Consider the following 14,941-nt stretch of genomic DNA (forward strand, 5'->3'; position numbering starts at 1 on the left):
GCGCCCCTTCACCACCGGTCGCTGCTGCTTACCGGTTCCATGAATTCACACGGGGCGCCGTTACGCCTCCCAAACGGCGGCGGCCGTCCGGTCGTCCGCGTACCCCTTGACCCGGGCCTGGGCGTCCGCGAGGAACGCGGCGAGCCCCGGCGGCTCGGGCTCGGCCCAGCGGCGCGCGAGGTGGCGGCCGAGGCCGGGCTCGCCGCGCAGCGGTTCCGCCAGGCCCGCCGTGCAGAGCAGGAGCGTGTCACCCGGTCGGGCGACGGAGGCCCGGAAGCGGAACGGGTCGCGGGGCGGTTCGGCGGCCGGTTCGTACGGGCTGGGCGGCGTGGTGATGCCGAGGTCCATCGTGAGCCGGTCGCCGTCCGGCGTCTCGGCCGCGGGCAGCGAGCCGTACCCCACGACCGGGGCGCCGCCCTGGTCGCCGACGCCGGGTTCGAGGTCCTGCCAGGCGCCGTCGCGCAGCCGGAACAGGCCGCCGTCGCCGACCCCGAAGAAGACCCGGGTCCGGCACGCGGGGTCGGCGGGCACCAACAGGCAGCGCAGTCCGGCGGCGTACTCCGCCGGGTCCAGGCCCTGCTCGGCCGCGTTCGCCCGGAGCCTGCCGAGGCTGCGGTCGGTGAGCCGGTGCAGCCCCGACTTGAGGTCGCCGCGGCGGCCCGCGCGGATGTCCTCGGCCAGCCGGGCGTGGCTGAGCCCCACGGCGCGGCCGATCCAGTCACAGGCCTCGGCGGCGGCGCGGTGGGCGCCCGGCGTCGCGCGGGCGCCGGTGGCCATCGCGACGAGGACGAGCGCGCCGGGGCCGCTGCCGAACCGGGCGGTCAGCAGGCTGTCACGGCGCGGCTCGCCCCGGTACCGCGCGGAGTCGCCCCGCATGGACGCGGCGCGCAGGGTGCAGCTGCCGTACCGCGCCCCGTCCAGGACGGTGTCGGCGACGAGATCCTCCAGCTCGTCCGGATCGGCGACGGGCAACGCGGTGGGCTCCGCCTCATAGGTGGGCGGACCTTCACCGACATAAACGACAGAGACCGGCGGGGGCGCGTCCGCGCGGGGGGCGGGTCCGGGGGGCCCGGGGGCGGTGGTCCGGGGCTGGACCATCCCGGGCGGCTCCGGGGGTGCCGTGTCCGGCTGGGTCGCCCCGGGTGGCTCCTGGGCCGCCGTGCCGGGGCCGGTCGGGGGTTCCGTAGGGCGGGACGCGTCGGTCGGGGGGCGGGGCGGGGTGGCCGGGGATCGGGGTGGTGGGATCGTGTCCGGTGGAGCCGCCACCGCTCCGGCCGAGGCGAAACGGTCGTCCAGGGTGTCCGCGGTCGCGGCCGGCCCGGTGTCGCCGGCGGCCGCGTCTTCGTACAGCTGACCCCACCAGTCGTCCTCTTGGGCCGGGCGACGGGTGGGCTTCTCCCCCTGCTGGCTCATGCCCTCATTGTCCACAGCACGGGCCCCACGAAAACGGGGCATCGGGAAAATCAGCCGCGCAAAGATCCGCCGGGCGGCCCCACCCCCCACGGGAAGGACGCCCGGCGGACCGGTTCAGGTGATCAGTCGAACTGGCGCACGTCGTAGGCCCGTGTGACGGTCTGGGTCACCGCGTTGCCCCGGGAGTCGGTCAGCCGGACCTTCAGCGTGACCTGCCGGCCCCCGGCACCGGCATGGCCCACGGTCGCGCTCCACGCGCCGCCGTGCCGCGCGGTCCGCGCCTCGGTCCAGGTCTCGCCGCCGTCGTACGAGTAGGACAGCGCGACCTTCGTCAGCGCCCCGGGCCGGTACCCCGCGTGCCCCGTCGCGGCGATGCCGATCCGCCGGCCGTCCGCGGCGGCGAGGGTCTTGAGCCCGTCCTCCGGCAGCGTCAGCCGCGGGAAGAGCAGCGGCAGACCCTGCGAGTACACGTCCTCGTCGCGGTGCGAGCGGAACGACCAGGTGGTCTGCGTCCCGGTCGAACGGTTCCAGACCTTCGAGCCGATCTTCGCGGTGCGCAGGGTCAGTTCGTACGCCGCGTCCTGCGCGGGCACCTCGAAGACGCCGTACGGCCAGCCCGTGTCACCGACGACCTCGCCGTCCCTGGTGAGCGTCAGCCCGCCGACGTCGCCGAACCCGCCCTGGACGCCCAGGTGCCGGCCGTCCCCCCAGAACCCGGGGGCCACGCCGATGACGTCGCCCTGGCGCTCCGCCGCGAGGGCAGGCGCGCCGGAGTCGTCGAGCGGGGCCGTCGGGGCGAGGACGCCGCCGTACCACTCCTCGGTGCGCCGCTCTCCCTTCCGGTACGTCCGCACCGGGTCGATCATGAACTCGCCCCAGGGGAAGGCGCTGGAGACCCGGTGGCCCCAGCCGGTGGTGCCCGCCGAGTAGTACTCGGTGCGCCGCGACGGCGCGGCGACGCTCTCGATGTCCGCGAAGGAGGCGGCGAGCCCGGAGGGCCGGGTGGCCGCGGGCAGGTCGACGTAGTCGGCGGCGGTGCCCATCGCCCGGTACGTCGCCCGGTCGGCGGCGAGGTCGCGGTCGCGGACGCGGTAGGTGCGGGCCGCGCCGACGGGACCGGTCTCGGGGAAGGCGAGGTTGTACATGAACGGGCTGTTCGCGGTCGCCTTCCACCGCAGGGTGGTGGCCCCGGCCGCGATCCGCGCGGCGAGCGCCTTCCCCTCGGCCGTCGCCACGCCGATCATCGGCAGCGGGCCCCCGGCGAGTCCGGCGGACGGGTACCAGCGCCCGGCGGCGGCACGGTAGATGACGACGCCCTCGGCCCCGGCCGCCTTCGCCGCGGTGGCGACGGCGCCCGCGCCGGCGCCCTCGGGGAGTTCGACGAGGGCGAGCCTGCCCTCGACCCCGGCGGCGGCCAGCTCCTGCGCCGTGCCGGACCCCGCGTCGACGATCCGCGCGCTGCCGGTGCCGTCGAGGTTGGCGGAGCCGGTGGAGCCGGTCCACGGGTGCAGCGACGGTCCGCCCGCGACGGCGAACTCGGTGAACTGCGGTGCGGCGGCCCGCCAGAAGCTGTCGAACTCGAACGTGCCGTCGCTCGCCCGGCCGGTCACTCCGGCGTAGTAGGAGCGGATCGTGCGGCTGCCCGCGGCGGTCCCCGCGTGCAGCCACGTCCCGTCCCAGCTGCGGGCGAACCCGAGGGTCGCACCGCGTACTTCGGACCGCTTGTCGGTCGTGACGCTCAGCTTGTGGGCGGTACGTGCGTCGAGCACGACCGTGGTGTCCTCGCGCAGGTCGAGCTGGGGCCGGGCCAGGTAGGTGAGGGAGTCGAGGAGCGTACCGGCCTGCTCCGGGGTGCCGATGAAGGCGGAGAGGAAGTAGGCGCCGGGGCGCAGGCGGTAGGTCTGGTCGGTGGCTCCCTCGTTCGGACGGCGCTCGCCGGTTGCGGTGTCGGTCCCGATGACGTCGAGGGAGGAGGGGCCGTCGGCCGGCTTCCCCTGACGGTCGGTCAACTTCACGCGGAGCGTGACCGTCTCGGGCTCGACGTACAGCGAGAACGGGGTGGAGACGTGCACGCCGCCCGGCCCGGTGGCGAGCACGCGCCCGGTGACGTCCCCGTACTGGGCCGCCTTGAGGGATGCCGTGGGGTCGAGCCGCAGCGGGACCTCCGCGGTGCCGCCGGCCGGGACGGTGACGGTCCGCGCGCCGGGCCTCGCCACGGGAGAGCGGACGGCCGAGCCGTCGTTGCCGGTGACACCGGCCACGGACAGCGCCAACGTCACTGATGTGGCTGTGGTGTTGGTGTACGGGACGGTGACCGTGGTGCGGTCGCTGGGGTCCTGCGGCCAGGAGAAGGTGCCGCCCTGGACGGCGCCCGCGCCGAGCACCGTCGCGTCGACGGCGGCCCCGGCGTCCAGCCGCCCGCCGCCGGTCTCGCGGACGTCGCCGGGGATGCCGGTGTCGGCGGAGGAGACGAGGGCCGACTTGACCTGCCCCGCGCTCCAGTCGGGGTGGCGCTGCCGCACGAGGGCGGCGGCGCCCGCGACGTGCGGCGCCGCCATCGACGTACCGCTCATGGACCGGTACGCGTACACGCCACGGCCGCCCGCGGAGGCTGCGGTGATGTCGACGCCCGGGGCGGCTATCTCGGGCTTGAGGGTGTGGGTGCGCCGCACCGGGCTGCGGCTGGAGAAGCTCGCGGTGGCGTCGGAGCCGTCGACGGCGCCGACGGTGAGCACCTCGGGGACGCAGCCGGGCGAGGAGACCGAGTTGAGGCTCGGGCCCGCGTTGCCCGCGGCGATCACGAAGAGGGTGTGCGGCGCCGAACGGGCCAGTTCCTGGGTGGCCTGGGCCATCGGGTCGGAGCAGTCCAGCTCCTCGGGGTTGCCGAGGCTCATGGAGACGACGTCGGCGCCCTTGGCGACGGCCCACTGCATACCGGCGATGATCCAGGACGTGGCGCCGGAGCCGCTGTCGTCGAGGACCTTGCCGTTGAGCAGGGTGGCGGCGGGCGCGACGCCCTTCTCCTTGCCGCCGCCGGCCGCACCGGTGCCGCCGACCGTGGAAGTGGTGTGCGTGCCGTGGCCCTGGTGGTCGCCGGTGTCGGCGGCGTCGGTGAAGTTCTCGGAGTCGGCGACGCGGCCCTTGAGGTCCGGGTGGTCGGTGTCGACCCCGGTGTCCAGGACGGCCACCGTGGTGCCCTTGCCGTCGTAACCGGCGGCCCAGGCGCGGTCGGCGTGGATCTGCCGCGTCGACCGGTCCAGCAGGGCCCGCGCCTTGGCGTCGAGCCAGACCTTCTTCAGGTCGCCCGCCGCGCGGGAGCGGCGCGTGGTGACGTCGGCCCAGAAGTCGGCGGCCCGCTTCTTGTCGGCCTTCAGGGCGACGCCGTCGACGGGGTCGAGGACGAGCCCGCGGCGGGCGCCGCGCGGCGCGGCGGGCACGGCGCGCGCGACGTCGACCGAGGTGTCGTACGTGGCGATGAGCGGCAGGGTCGCGCTGTGCGCGTCGTCGTATCCCTGCCGGATCAGGCCGGTGACGTTGAAGAGCTGCTCGTCGACGCGGCCCGCGGCGATCGCCTGCAACGCGCCGTCCGGGTAGACGTACAGGTCCTTGCCGGACTGCCGGGTCTGCACCACCGGGGCGCCGCCGGGGCCGGTCGGCAGCGCGGTGGCGGTGCTGCGGCCCGCGGCGTCGGTGGTGACGACGACCCGGTCGCCGGTCACCAGGGTGACCGTCGCGGTGCTCCCGCCGGCCGCCGCGGCGGCGGCGCTGCCGGTCAGAGGGCGGCCGCCGGCCGGGGCACTCCCCTCTCGTGCCCCGGCCGGAGCGGCCGCGGTAGCGGCGAGCGTGGCGGCGAGCGCCGCGCCCAGGACCGTGCGCGCTGTCCGGCGCATGGCTCTCCCCCTGTGAAAAAGCGCAGGTGAATACGGAACGAACGCCGTATTCCCGGCGGGTGTCGGTGCGTGCGGTGGCGCCACATTGGCAGAGTGACGGGCGGTACAGGGAAGATGGGCGCGGCGGGTTTGTGCCGTGGCCGGTTCCCGCCAGGGACGGCGACGGGAGGGACGGAGCCGTACCGACGGGACGGGAGGGGCAGCGCGGCATGCTGGGTGCGATAGGTCTGGACGAGGTGCACGAGTCGGCGTACCGCGCCCTGGTGGCGGTGGGCGCGGCCGATGTCTCCGATCTGGCCCGGCGCCTCGCGCTCGCCGAGTACGACGCCGAGATCGCGCTGCGCCGCCTGGAGCGGCACGGCCTGGCCGCCCAGTCCTCGGCGCGGCCCGGCCGCTGGGTCGCCGCCCCGCCCGGGGTCGCCCTCGGCGCCCTGCTCACCCAGCGCCGGCACGATCTGGAGCAGGCGGAGCTGGCCGCGGCGCTCCTCGCCGAGGAGTACCGGGCCCAGGCCGCGGAGCCCGCGGTGCACGACCTGGTCGAGGTGGTGACCGGCGCGGCCGCGGTCTCGCAGCGCTTCCTGCAGATCCAGCTGGGCGCCACCGCGGAGGTCTGCGCGCTGGTCACCGGCAACCCGATCGCCGTGACCGGCATGGAGAACGAGGCGGAGCCGCAGGCCGTCAGCCGCGGCGTCGGCTACCGCGTCGTCATCGAGCGGGAGGTCCTCTCGCTGCCGACCGGCCTCACCGAGCTGTCCGCGGCGATCGGCCGCGCCGAGCAGGTCCGCGTCCTGGACCGGGTGCCGACGAAGCTGGTGATCGCCGACGGCGCGCTGGCGCTGGTGCCGCTGGTCTCCCGCGCCTCGGAGCCGGCCGCGCTCGTCGTGCACGCCAGCGGCCTGCTCGAATCCCTCTCCGGGCTGTTCGAGGCGGTCTGGCGCCAGGCGCTGCCGCTGCGGCTCGGGGAGCACGGGCGGGTGGAGGAGGCGGGCCGGGCCGGGCCGGACGGCACCGACCTGGAGATCCTCTCGCTGCTGCTGGCGGGGCTGACCGACGTGAGCGTGGCCAAGCAGCTCGACCTGGGGCTGCGGACGGTGCAGCGCCGGGTGAAGCGGCTGATGGAGCTGGCCGGGGTGACGACCCGGCTGCAACTGGGCTGGCACGCGTACGAGCGGGGCTGGGTGGCGCGCTGAGGCGGGGCCCGGAGGGGCGCGAGGCCTCGGCTCACCCTCTGATCTGCGCGTTCGCCGCGTCTGGGGGACCCTGGGGCCATGGGAGCGTGGGAACTCCTGCTGGTCGGGGCCGTGCTGGCGCTCGGCCTGTGCGGGGTACTGGTGCCGGGGGTGCCCGGGTCCTGGCTGGTGTGGGCCGGGGTCGCCGTCTGGGCGCTGCGCGATCCGCACGGCCTGGCCTGGGGCGTCCTCGTGGGCGCCACCGCCGTCCTGCTCGCCGCGCAGGTGCTGCGCTGGCTGCTGCCGCCGCGGCGGCTGCGGCAGGCGGGGGCCACGCGGGCGCTCGCGCTCTGGGCGGGCGCGGGGGCCCTGGCCGGGTTCTGCGTGCTCCCGGTGATCGGCGCGATCCCCGGCTTCGTGGGCGGTATATACGCGGCGGAACGGCTGCGGCTCGGCAGCCACGGGGACGCCGTGGCCTCCACCAGGACGGCCATGCGGGCGGGCGGCTCCAGCGTGCTGGCCGAACTGTTCGCGTGCCTGCTGATCGTCGGGGCGTGGGCGGGAGCGGTGATCTGGGGCTGACGCGGCTCCCCGCGCGTCCCGGGGGTGCGGGCCGGGGGTGCGGGCCGGGGCCGGGACGCCCGTCGTGTCCCTCGGTGGGGCCGGTAGGCTCGACGACCGTGACGGTGACACGGGTGGGACGCACGGGACCAAGGGGGCTCCCCGGGGCCCCGCGCGGTCGGGAGGCGTGAGCCGTGGACCACATACAGCAGTGGGCGGGCGGCGGGGACGACGCCGCGCTGTGGCTGGTGCGGACCGACGCCGGGCCCGGCCCTGCGGCGGACGCGGGCGTCCTCGACGCCGACGAGCGGCGGCGCGCCGCCGCCTTCGCCTTCGACCGGCACCGGCTGCGGTACGTGAACGCGCACGTGGCGCTGCGCCGCGTCCTGGGCGAGCGGCTGGACCGCGCGCCCGGCACGCTGCGCTTCGTGCGGCTGCCCTGCCCGGGCTGTGGCGAGCCGCACGGCCGCCCGGCCCTTGCCGACGCCCCCGGGCTGCACTTCTCCCTCTCCCACAGCGGTGATCTGGCGCTGGTGGCGCTCGCCGCGGTGCCGGTCGGCGCGGATGTGGAGGAGCTGACCCAGTCCCTGGCCGCCGACGACCTGGCCGGGGTGCTGCACCCGCGGGAGCGGGCCGAACTGGCGGCGCTGGCCGGCCCCGCGGAGCGGCGTCTTGCCGTGTCCCGTGCCTGGGTCCGCAAGGAGGCCTACCTCAAGGGCATCGGCACGGGCCTGTCCCGCTCCCCCGACCTCGACTACGTAGGAACGCTGCCGGGCTCCCCCGGCGCGCCCGGCGGCTGGTCGCTGCGGGACGTCCCGGTCCCCGCCGGATACGCGGCGGCGGTGGCGCTGAGCCCCGCGTGACGGGCGGCGCACGCGGAGACCGCCCCGGTGCGCCTACAGCGAGCCCTCCAGGGTCAGCAGCCGCACCTTGCGCTCCAGCCCGCCCGCGTAGCCGGTGAGCGCCCCGCCGGCGCCGATCACCCGGTGGCAGGGGCGCACGATGAGCAGCGGGTTGGCGCCGATCGCGCCGCCGACGGCCCGCACGGCGACACCGGAGGCGCCGATCCGGGCGGCGACGGCGCCGTAGGAGGTGGTCGCGCCGTACGGCACCTCGTCGAGCGCGTCCCACACGCGCCGCCGGAACTCCGTGCCCCGGGGCCGCAACTCGACGTCGAACTCCTTGAGCTCACCGGCGAAGTACGCGTCCAGCTGGTCCGCGACCGCGGTGAACGGCGCCGGGTCGCGCACCGGCCCGTCCCGCAGCTGCTCGACCGTCCGCCCGCCCTTCTGCCCGGGCACGGACAGGGACGTGAGCGCGCCGGCGGCGTCACCGGTCAGCAGCAGCTCGCCTAGCGGGCTGGCGAGGGTGGTGTAGTACGTGGTCGCGCTGGGAGTGTTCACAACTGTCCTTCTGCGATGAGGTGGTGGCGGGCGTACGACCGCCAGGGCCGCCAGGCGTCGGCGGCGATGCCGTCACCGGGCACGGCGACGTCCGGGTCGCCGAGGGCGCGCAGCCGGATGAGGGCCGCGGTGCGCGCGTCCAGGCCGGGCAGCCGCCGCAGCGCCGCCTCGGCGTCGTCACGGTCGGCGCCCGGGCCGAGGTTCAGGCCGCCGCCGGCGAGGGCGCGGGCGAGCGCGCCGAGCGTGCCGGGTTCGCCGGCGAGGGCGTCCGGCGCGGGGAAGACCAGGTGCAGCCCGCCGCAGGGGGCGTCGAGCCGCTTGCCGTACCGCTCGACGAGCCGCGCGGACTCCTGCGGCCCGGCGACCGTCCGCACCGCCAGCTCCTCCGGGTCGGCGGCGCCCGGCGAGCGCAGGCCCGGCCGGGCGGCCGCCGCCGCGGCGAGCCGCGGGTCGGCGCCGAGCCGTGCGTCGATCGCGTACGGGTCGCTGTCCAGGTCGAACAGGCGCCGCAGCCGGCCCACGGCGGTGGTCAGGTCCCGCAGGTCGGTCAGGTGGATACGGGCGTCGAGCCAGCCGCCGCGGTGCTCGGCCCGCGCGCCGGGCTGCTCGTGCCCGGCCTCGTCGACGGAGACGATGCCCGTGCCGTACGGCAGCCGCAGCACCCGGCGGTACGTGCGCGCGCCGCGCTCCCCCGTGGCCTCCTCGACGCCGGGCAGGAGTTCGGCGCCGAGCAGGTCGAAGACGGGGCCCGCCCGGTAGGGGCCGCGGTGGGCCAGGCGCAGCGGGATCCCGGCGGTGGCGGCGACGGTCCGCCGCTCGCCGGCCCGGCCGGGGGCGTCGGTGCGCAGCTGCGTGGGCGTGCGGGCGTACACCTCCCGGATGGTGTCGTTGAACTGGCGGACGCTGGCGAACCCGGCGGCGAACGCGATCTCCGTGACCGGCAGCGGTGTCGTCTGGAGCAGGACCCGTGCGGTGTGCGCCCGCTGGGCGCGGGCGAGGGCGACCGGGCCCGCGCCCACCTCCGCGGTGAGCTGGCGCTGGACCTGGCGTGCGCTGTACCCGAGCCGCCCGGCGAGGCCGCCGACCCCCTCCCGGTCGACGACGCCGTCCCCGATGAGCCGCATCGCGCGGCCGACGACGTCCGCGCGCACGTTCCACGCGGCGGAGCCGGGTACGGCGTCCGGGCGGCACCGGCGGCAGGCCCGGAACCCGGAGCTCTGGGCGGCGGCGGCGGAGGCGTAGTAGCGCACGTTGTGGCGTTTGGGGGTGACCGCGGGGCAGCTCGGGCGGCAGTAGATGCCGGTGGTCCGGACGGCGAAGAAGAACTCGCCGTCGAACCGGGCGTCCCGGCTGCGGACGGCTTCGTAGCGGGTGTCTTCTGGGGTGGTCACGGGTCCAGTGTGCGCTTGCGCTCCGCTTGGGGCTGGCGGAAATCGGACGCGGGGTTCGCCCCGCGCCCGGGGGGGCCGTCCTTCGGCTAACCGGCCGGTGAGGGCCGATCGCGCAGTTCCCCGCGCCCCTCAAGGGCCGTCGTTCGACTGACCGGCCGGTGGGGGCTTGGCGCGCAGTTCCCCGCGCCCCTGAAGGGTCGTCGTTTGGCTCACCGGCTGGTGGGGGCTTGGCGCGCCGTTCCCCGCGCCCCTCAAGGGTTGTCGTTCGACTAACCGGCTGGTGGGGGCTTGGCGCGCCGTTCCCCGCGCCCCTCAAGGGGCGTCGTTCGGCTCACCGGCTGGTGGGGGCTTGGCGCGCCGTTCCCCGCGCCCCTCAAGGGCCGTCGTTCGGCTGGCCGGGCGGTGGGGGCTTGGCGCGCCGTTGCCCGCGCCCCTCAGAGGCAGTCTCTCGACTGACGCGCCGTCGTGGTTGCTCGCGCAGTTCCCCGCGCCCCTGGAGCATGCGGCTTCGCCGCAGCCCCATGAGATGGCGCACGTAGTGCGCATCTCAGGGGCGCGGGGAACTGCGCGAGAAGCCCCACCGGGCCCGCAGCCGAAGACGGGGGCGCTCGCAGTGCGCCCTTCAGGGGCGCGGGGAACTGCGCGACCAGCCCCCACCGGGCCGCAGCCGGGTGACCGCCCCGGGTCCCTGAGGCGCGGGCGGGTCAGGCGTGGCGGCCGCGCTTCGCTTCCAGGGCCGCGCGCCCGAGCGCCCCACGCTGCTTGAACTCCCGCCGCATCTCCCCCCGCAACCTCGCATCCGTCCGGGCGGCCAGCCGCTGGTTCTCCCGGAGGAGCTTGCGGTAGCTGTCGAGGCGGCGCTGATGGAGCGCCCCGTCATCCACCGCGGCGAGCACCGCGCAGCCGGGCTCCACGGTGTGCGCGCAGTCCTGGAAGCGGCAGTCCCGCGCCAGTTCCTGGATCTCCGCGAAGACCTGCCCGACCCCGCTCTGCGCGTCGTAGAGGCCGACGCCGCGCAGCCCGGGCGTGTCGATGAGGACGCCGCCACCGGGGAGCGCGAAGAGGTTGCGGGTGGTGGTGGTGTGGCGGCCCTTGCCGTCGACGTCACGGACGGCCCGGACGTCCATCTCCTCGGCGCCCAGGAGCGCGTTGGCGAGGGTCGACTTCCCGGCGCCCGACTGCCCGAGCAGCACGGCCGTGCCGTCGGCGACGGCGGCCCGCAGGACGTCGGTGCCGTCGCCGTCGTGGGCGCTGACGGGCAGCACCTGGACGCCGGGCGCGCTGGTCTCGACGTCGGCGACCAGGTACGCCAGCGTGACGGGGTCGGGCACGAGGTCCGCCTTGGTGAGCACGACCAGCGGCTGCGCGCCGGACTCCCAGGCGAGCGCCAGGAACCGTTCGATCCGCCCGAGGTCGAGTTCGGCGGCGAGGGAGACGGCGATGACCGCCTGGTCCACGTTGGCGGCGAGGATCTGTCCCTCGGACCGCTTGGAGGAGGTGGAGCGCACGAAGGCGGTGCGGCGCGGCAGGTACGCCTGGACGTAGCGCGGATCGTGGTCGTCGGGGTCGACCGCGGCCCAGTCGCCGGTGCAGATGACTTTCATGGGGTCGCGCGGTACGACGTACTCGGTGTCGGCGTGCACGATCCCCTCGGGCGTGACGAGATCGCACCGCCCGCGGTCGACGCGCAGCACCCGCCCGGGCACGAGGCCGCGCCCGGCGAACGGGGCGAACGCGGCGGCCCAGTCGGAGTCCCAGCCGTAGGGGGCGAGGACGGAGTGGTCGAAGCGGAGAGACAAGGGGTGACCCTTCGAAGGGCGGCCCCGGCGACGGAGGAGGAGCGCGACGGCTCAGCCGGTGGCCACGGAGGTGGACGAGATGAACTTCCGGATGCGGGCAGCGCCCGTCGCCATGACAGTCATCGGTCTCCACCTCCCTGATCCCGGCGAGATCTGCGATCTCGGCTCTCGTCGTGCCTGGTCCCTCACGCTCCCGGGTGGCTGACCGCCCGGGAACGAGAGGACCGTATCCCCGGGCGCGGACGGCGCGCCACTTCTTTTTCGCCGCCCCGGCCCCCGCCCGCGTCCGCGCCGCGCCGGGGGGTCAGTCCGCGGCCTTCGCCTGGGCGGAGATGCCGCCGTCCACCGGCATCGCGGAGCCCGTGACGAAGGAGGACCGGTCGCTGCAGAGCCAGAGCGCGGCCTGTGCGATCTCGACGGGCGACGCCATGCGCTTCTGGATCTGCGGGGCGATGAACGCGCTCTCCAGCACCGGTAGTTGCCGGACCGCTTCGTCGATCATCTCGCTGCGGGTGGTGCCCACGACGAGCGCGTTGACGCGGATGCCCTGCTGCCCGTACTCGGCGGCGGCGCCGCGGGTGATGCCGAGGACGGCGTGCTTGGCGGCGACGTAGGCCACGGACGCGCCGGTGGCGTACCGGCCGGCCGTGCTGCTGGTGTTGACGATGGAGCCGCCCCCGCCGGCCAGCATCACCGGCAGCTGCTGCTTCATGCAGTTCCAGACGCCGCCCGCGTTCACGTCCATCGTGCGGGCGAACACGTCGTCGTCCGTCTCGTGCAGCGGGCCGTCCAGGGTGGCGTAGCCGGCGTTGTTGAAGGCGCAGTCGAGTCCGCCGAAGCGGTCCACGGCCGTGCCGACGGCGCGGCGCGCGTCGTCCGGCCGGGTCACGTCGCCGACGGAGGCCGCGGCGCGTCCGCCGTCCGCCTCGATCTCCGCCACCAGCGCCGCCAGCGGGTCACCGCGCCGCGCCATCAGGACGACGGCGGCGCCTTCCCGGGCGAAGAGGCGCGCGGCGGCGGCCCCGATCCCGCTCGACGCCCCGGTGATCATCGCCACCCGGCCCGCGAGGAGCCCCGTGTGCCGTCCGTCCCCGTTGTCTCGCTCAACTTGTTGGATCATCGTGCGAGCATACGGACAAGTCGGTCGTCAGTCGCTCAATTCCTTCTCCAGGTGCGGCTGTTGGGCCGCCCCAATCGGGGTGGCGAGGAGGGCCTCGGTCACTTGCCGGACGCTGTCCACCGCCGTGCGGTCGCCGCAGCGCAGCGCGGTGTTGGCGGCGAGCAGCACCGCGTCGAGCTGGAAGGCCGCGAGTGCGGCGGCGTCGGGGGACGCGCCGGTGGCGTGCCGCACTTCCCCGGCGAGCAGTCGCCGCCAGTCGCGCTGGCCCGCGAACAGCGCGTCGTGGACCGGGCCCGGGCGACCGTCGAAGGCCGCCTGGTTCGCCGCCCAGAAGCAGCCGCCCGGGAAGAGCGGCTCGGACGCGTAGCCGATCCACGCCTCGACCAGGGCCCGCAGCCGCGCGGCTCCGCGCCCGGCGCTCAGCGCGGGCCGGACCACGGCCTCGTCGAAGACTTTGCGCGCGTGCTCGGCCGTGGCGGTCTGGAGGTTCTCCTTGGTGGCGAAGAGGGTCTGGACACCGCTCTTGCTGAGGCCGAGCCCGGTGGCGAGCGCCCCGAAGCTGAGTCCGTCCAGGCCCTCCACCGAGGCGACGTCGACGGCCCGGCGCAGGATCGTCCGCCGCGACCGGGCCCCGCGCAGCAGCCGCCGGTCCCCGCTCTCCTGGTCCGTCGTCTCGCTCATGGCGGCATTCTTCCAGAGGCCTTGCCGAAAGCGTACGTACGACCGTACGTTTTCTTTATGGACTCCACGGAACAGGCCGAGGCCGCCCTGGACAGCATCCGCATGCTCAAGCTGGCGCACGCGCTGGCGCGCGCCAAGAGCCGGCAGGACGTGCCCGCGGCACTGCGCTGCCTGCACCCCGACATGACGCTCCGGGCGCCGGCCTTCGGCTCGCTGGCGCGCGGACTCGCCGCCAACGAGAAGGCGCTGACCGGCTTCTTCGCCTCGTTCCCCGACTACGAGGTCACCCTGGAGGGCCACGCGACCGGCGCGGGGACGCTGGTGTGCTGGGGGACGGCGCGGATGACCATGACCGGCGACCGGTTCGGGGTGCGGCCGAGCGGACGCCGTGCCGTGCTGCCGGTCGACATCCGGTTCGGCTTCCGGGACGGGCTGATCGCCGACGAGCGGTTCTGCTTCGACCTGGCCGAGCTCTGCGCGCAGTCGGGGGTCTCGACGGACGCCGTCCGGGCCACGCTCTTCGCCGACGGGAGGCGATGACGATGACGGGCGACCCCCGGGTCAAGGACGTCGCGCCGCCGCGTACCGTCCGGCTCTTCGACATGGTCGTCGACCTGGACCCGCGCCGTGACTTCGGTGCGGGACCGCTGGGGCGGCGGGTGTTCTTCGGCTCCGCGGGCGGCACGTTCGACGGGCCACGGCTGCGCGGGGACGTGCTGCCCCTGGGCGGCGACTGGGGCCTGTTCCGCCCGGACGGCGTGCTGGCGCTGGACGTCCGGCTGCCGCTGCGCACGCACGACGGCGACCTCGTGCACATGACGTACGGCGGCCGGTGGGTCACGCCGCCCGAGGCGCGGGCCGACGTGGCGGACCCGGACCGGCGCCACCTCGTCGATCCCGCGCGCTACTACTTCCGCACGAACCCGCTCTTCGAGACGGGCTCGCAGCGGTACGCGTGGCTCAACGACGTGGTGTGCGTCGGCTCGGGCTACCTGGTGGCGGGCGGGATCGCCTACCGGGTCTCCCAGCTGCTGTGACCCGCGCCGGGGCCACACCTCACACCGGCAGGCCCCGCGGCTCCTTGACGCGCTTCATGATGATCTGCGAGTTCACCTCGGTCACCCCGTCGAGGGTGGTGAGCCGCTCGATCCACAGCCGCTCGTACGCGGCCAGGTCCGCGACCGCGATGCGCAGCAGGCAGCCGGGGCTGCCGAAGAGGCGGTAGGCCTCGATGACGTCCGGGATGTCCTGGAGGGCCCGCTCGAAGGCCTCGACGGCGGCGCGGTCGCGGCGCACCTCGATGGAGACCAGGACCTCGAAGCCGCGGCCGACCGCGGCCGGGTCGACGACCGCGCGGTACCCCTGGATGACGCCGTCCTTCTCCAGCTGGCGGACGCGGCGCAGACAGGGCGACGGGCTCAGGCCGACCCGCTGGGCCAGCTCCTGGTTGCTGAGGCGCCCGTCGTCCTGGAGCTCGCGCAAGATATGCAGGTCGATCCGGTCCATGACGCAAT

The 14,941-nt window shown here is 75.7% G+C and carries 13 protein-coding genes; 5 read left to right on the plus strand and 8 right to left on the minus strand.

The features are described from left to right. Positions 1 to 60: 60 nt before the first annotated feature. Together ACIBW6_RS08895 and ACIBW6_RS08900 are read right to left on the minus strand one after the other, a co-directional pair. Positions 61 to 1,413: a protein phosphatase 2C domain-containing protein gene (locus tag ACIBW6_RS08895; RefSeq protein WP_399058237.1), complete on the minus strand. Its 1,353-nt coding sequence runs from the start codon at positions 1,411 to 1,413 to the stop codon at positions 61 to 63. Between the two features lie 122 nt (positions 1,414 to 1,535). After that, a complete protein-coding gene (locus tag ACIBW6_RS08900; RefSeq protein WP_399058239.1) occupies positions 1,536 to 5,303 on the minus strand; it encodes a S8 family serine peptidase in 3,768 nt (1,255 codons plus the stop codon). Between the two features lie 209 nt (positions 5,304 to 5,512). Between ACIBW6_RS08900 and ACIBW6_RS08905 the strand changes: the two genes are divergently transcribed. The 3 genes from ACIBW6_RS08905 to ACIBW6_RS08915 all read left to right on the plus strand — a co-directional run bounded on the left by ACIBW6_RS08905 (position 5,513) and on the right by ACIBW6_RS08915 (position 7,896). Continuing rightward, positions 5,513 to 6,493, plus strand: coding sequence for a helix-turn-helix transcriptional regulator (locus ACIBW6_RS08905; RefSeq protein ID WP_399058241.1), 981 nt, complete (start codon positions 5,513 to 5,515; stop codon positions 6,491 to 6,493). A gap of 78 nt (positions 6,494 to 6,571) precedes the next feature. Next, on the plus strand, positions 6,572 to 7,054 hold the full coding sequence (locus ACIBW6_RS08910; RefSeq protein ID WP_399058244.1) for a DUF456 domain-containing protein: 483 nt from the start codon (positions 6,572 to 6,574) through the stop codon (positions 7,052 to 7,054). Positions 7,055 to 7,227: 173 nt separating this feature from the next. Further along, positions 7,228 to 7,896, plus strand: coding sequence for a 4'-phosphopantetheinyl transferase family protein (locus ACIBW6_RS08915; protein ID WP_399058246.1), 669 nt, complete (start codon positions 7,228 to 7,230; stop codon positions 7,894 to 7,896). Between the two features lie 33 nt (positions 7,897 to 7,929). Here the strand turns inward: ACIBW6_RS08915 and ACIBW6_RS08920 are convergent, their stop codons facing one another. The 5 genes from ACIBW6_RS08920 to ACIBW6_RS08940 form a co-directional block, all read right to left on the minus strand. After that, the gene (locus ACIBW6_RS08920; RefSeq protein ID WP_399058248.1) at positions 7,930 to 8,436 is read right to left on the minus strand and encodes a methylated-DNA--[protein]-cysteine S-methyltransferase; all 507 of its coding nucleotides are present in this window, start codon (positions 8,434 to 8,436) and stop codon (positions 7,930 to 7,932) included. Next, positions 8,433 to 9,827 (minus strand): bifunctional transcriptional activator/DNA repair enzyme AdaA, encoded by a 1,395-nt coding sequence (locus tag ACIBW6_RS08925; RefSeq protein ID WP_399058250.1) that lies wholly within the window; start codon positions 9,825 to 9,827, stop codon positions 8,433 to 8,435. The genes ACIBW6_RS08920 and ACIBW6_RS08925 overlap by 4 nt, the downstream gene beginning before the upstream one ends. Before the next feature lie 704 nt (positions 9,828 to 10,531). Further along, positions 10,532 to 11,626, minus strand: coding sequence for a ribosome small subunit-dependent GTPase A (gene rsgA / locus ACIBW6_RS08930; RefSeq protein WP_399058252.1), 1,095 nt, complete (start codon positions 11,624 to 11,626; stop codon positions 10,532 to 10,534). 304 nt (positions 11,627 to 11,930) lie between these two features. Further along, positions 11,931 to 12,746, minus strand: coding sequence for an SDR family NAD(P)-dependent oxidoreductase (locus ACIBW6_RS08935; protein ID WP_399058254.1), 816 nt, complete (start codon positions 12,744 to 12,746; stop codon positions 11,931 to 11,933). Between the two features lie 27 nt (positions 12,747 to 12,773). Further along, positions 12,774 to 13,427: a TetR/AcrR family transcriptional regulator gene (locus ACIBW6_RS08940; RefSeq protein WP_399058256.1), complete on the minus strand. Its 654-nt coding sequence runs from the start codon at positions 13,425 to 13,427 to the stop codon at positions 12,774 to 12,776. 57 nt (positions 13,428 to 13,484) lie between these two features. On the opposite strand from ACIBW6_RS08940, the gene ACIBW6_RS08945 reads away from it, so the two are divergent. Both ACIBW6_RS08945 and ACIBW6_RS08950 read left to right on the plus strand, forming a co-directional pair. Continuing rightward, complete coding sequence (locus ACIBW6_RS08945; RefSeq protein ID WP_399058258.1) at positions 13,485 to 13,967, plus strand: ester cyclase; 483 nt, start codon at positions 13,485 to 13,487, stop codon at positions 13,965 to 13,967. Positions 13,968 to 13,969: 2 nt separating this feature from the next. Beyond that, a complete protein-coding gene (locus tag ACIBW6_RS08950) occupies positions 13,970 to 14,464 on the plus strand; it encodes a DUF3237 domain-containing protein (protein WP_399058260.1) in 495 nt (164 codons plus the stop codon). 19 nt (positions 14,465 to 14,483) lie between these two features. Here ACIBW6_RS08950 and ACIBW6_RS08955 read toward each other — a convergent pair whose 3' ends face one another. Next, positions 14,484 to 14,933, minus strand: a complete 450-nt coding sequence (locus ACIBW6_RS08955) for an Lrp/AsnC family transcriptional regulator (RefSeq protein ID WP_399058262.1) — start codon at positions 14,931 to 14,933, stop codon at positions 14,484 to 14,486. Between the last annotated feature and the right edge of the window lie 8 nt (positions 14,934 to 14,941).

The sequence above is a fragment of the Streptomyces sp. NPDC049813 genome (genome assembly GCF_044465085.1).
In the GTDB taxonomy this organism is placed as follows: Bacteria; Actinomycetota; Actinomycetes; order Streptomycetales; family Streptomycetaceae; genus Streptomyces.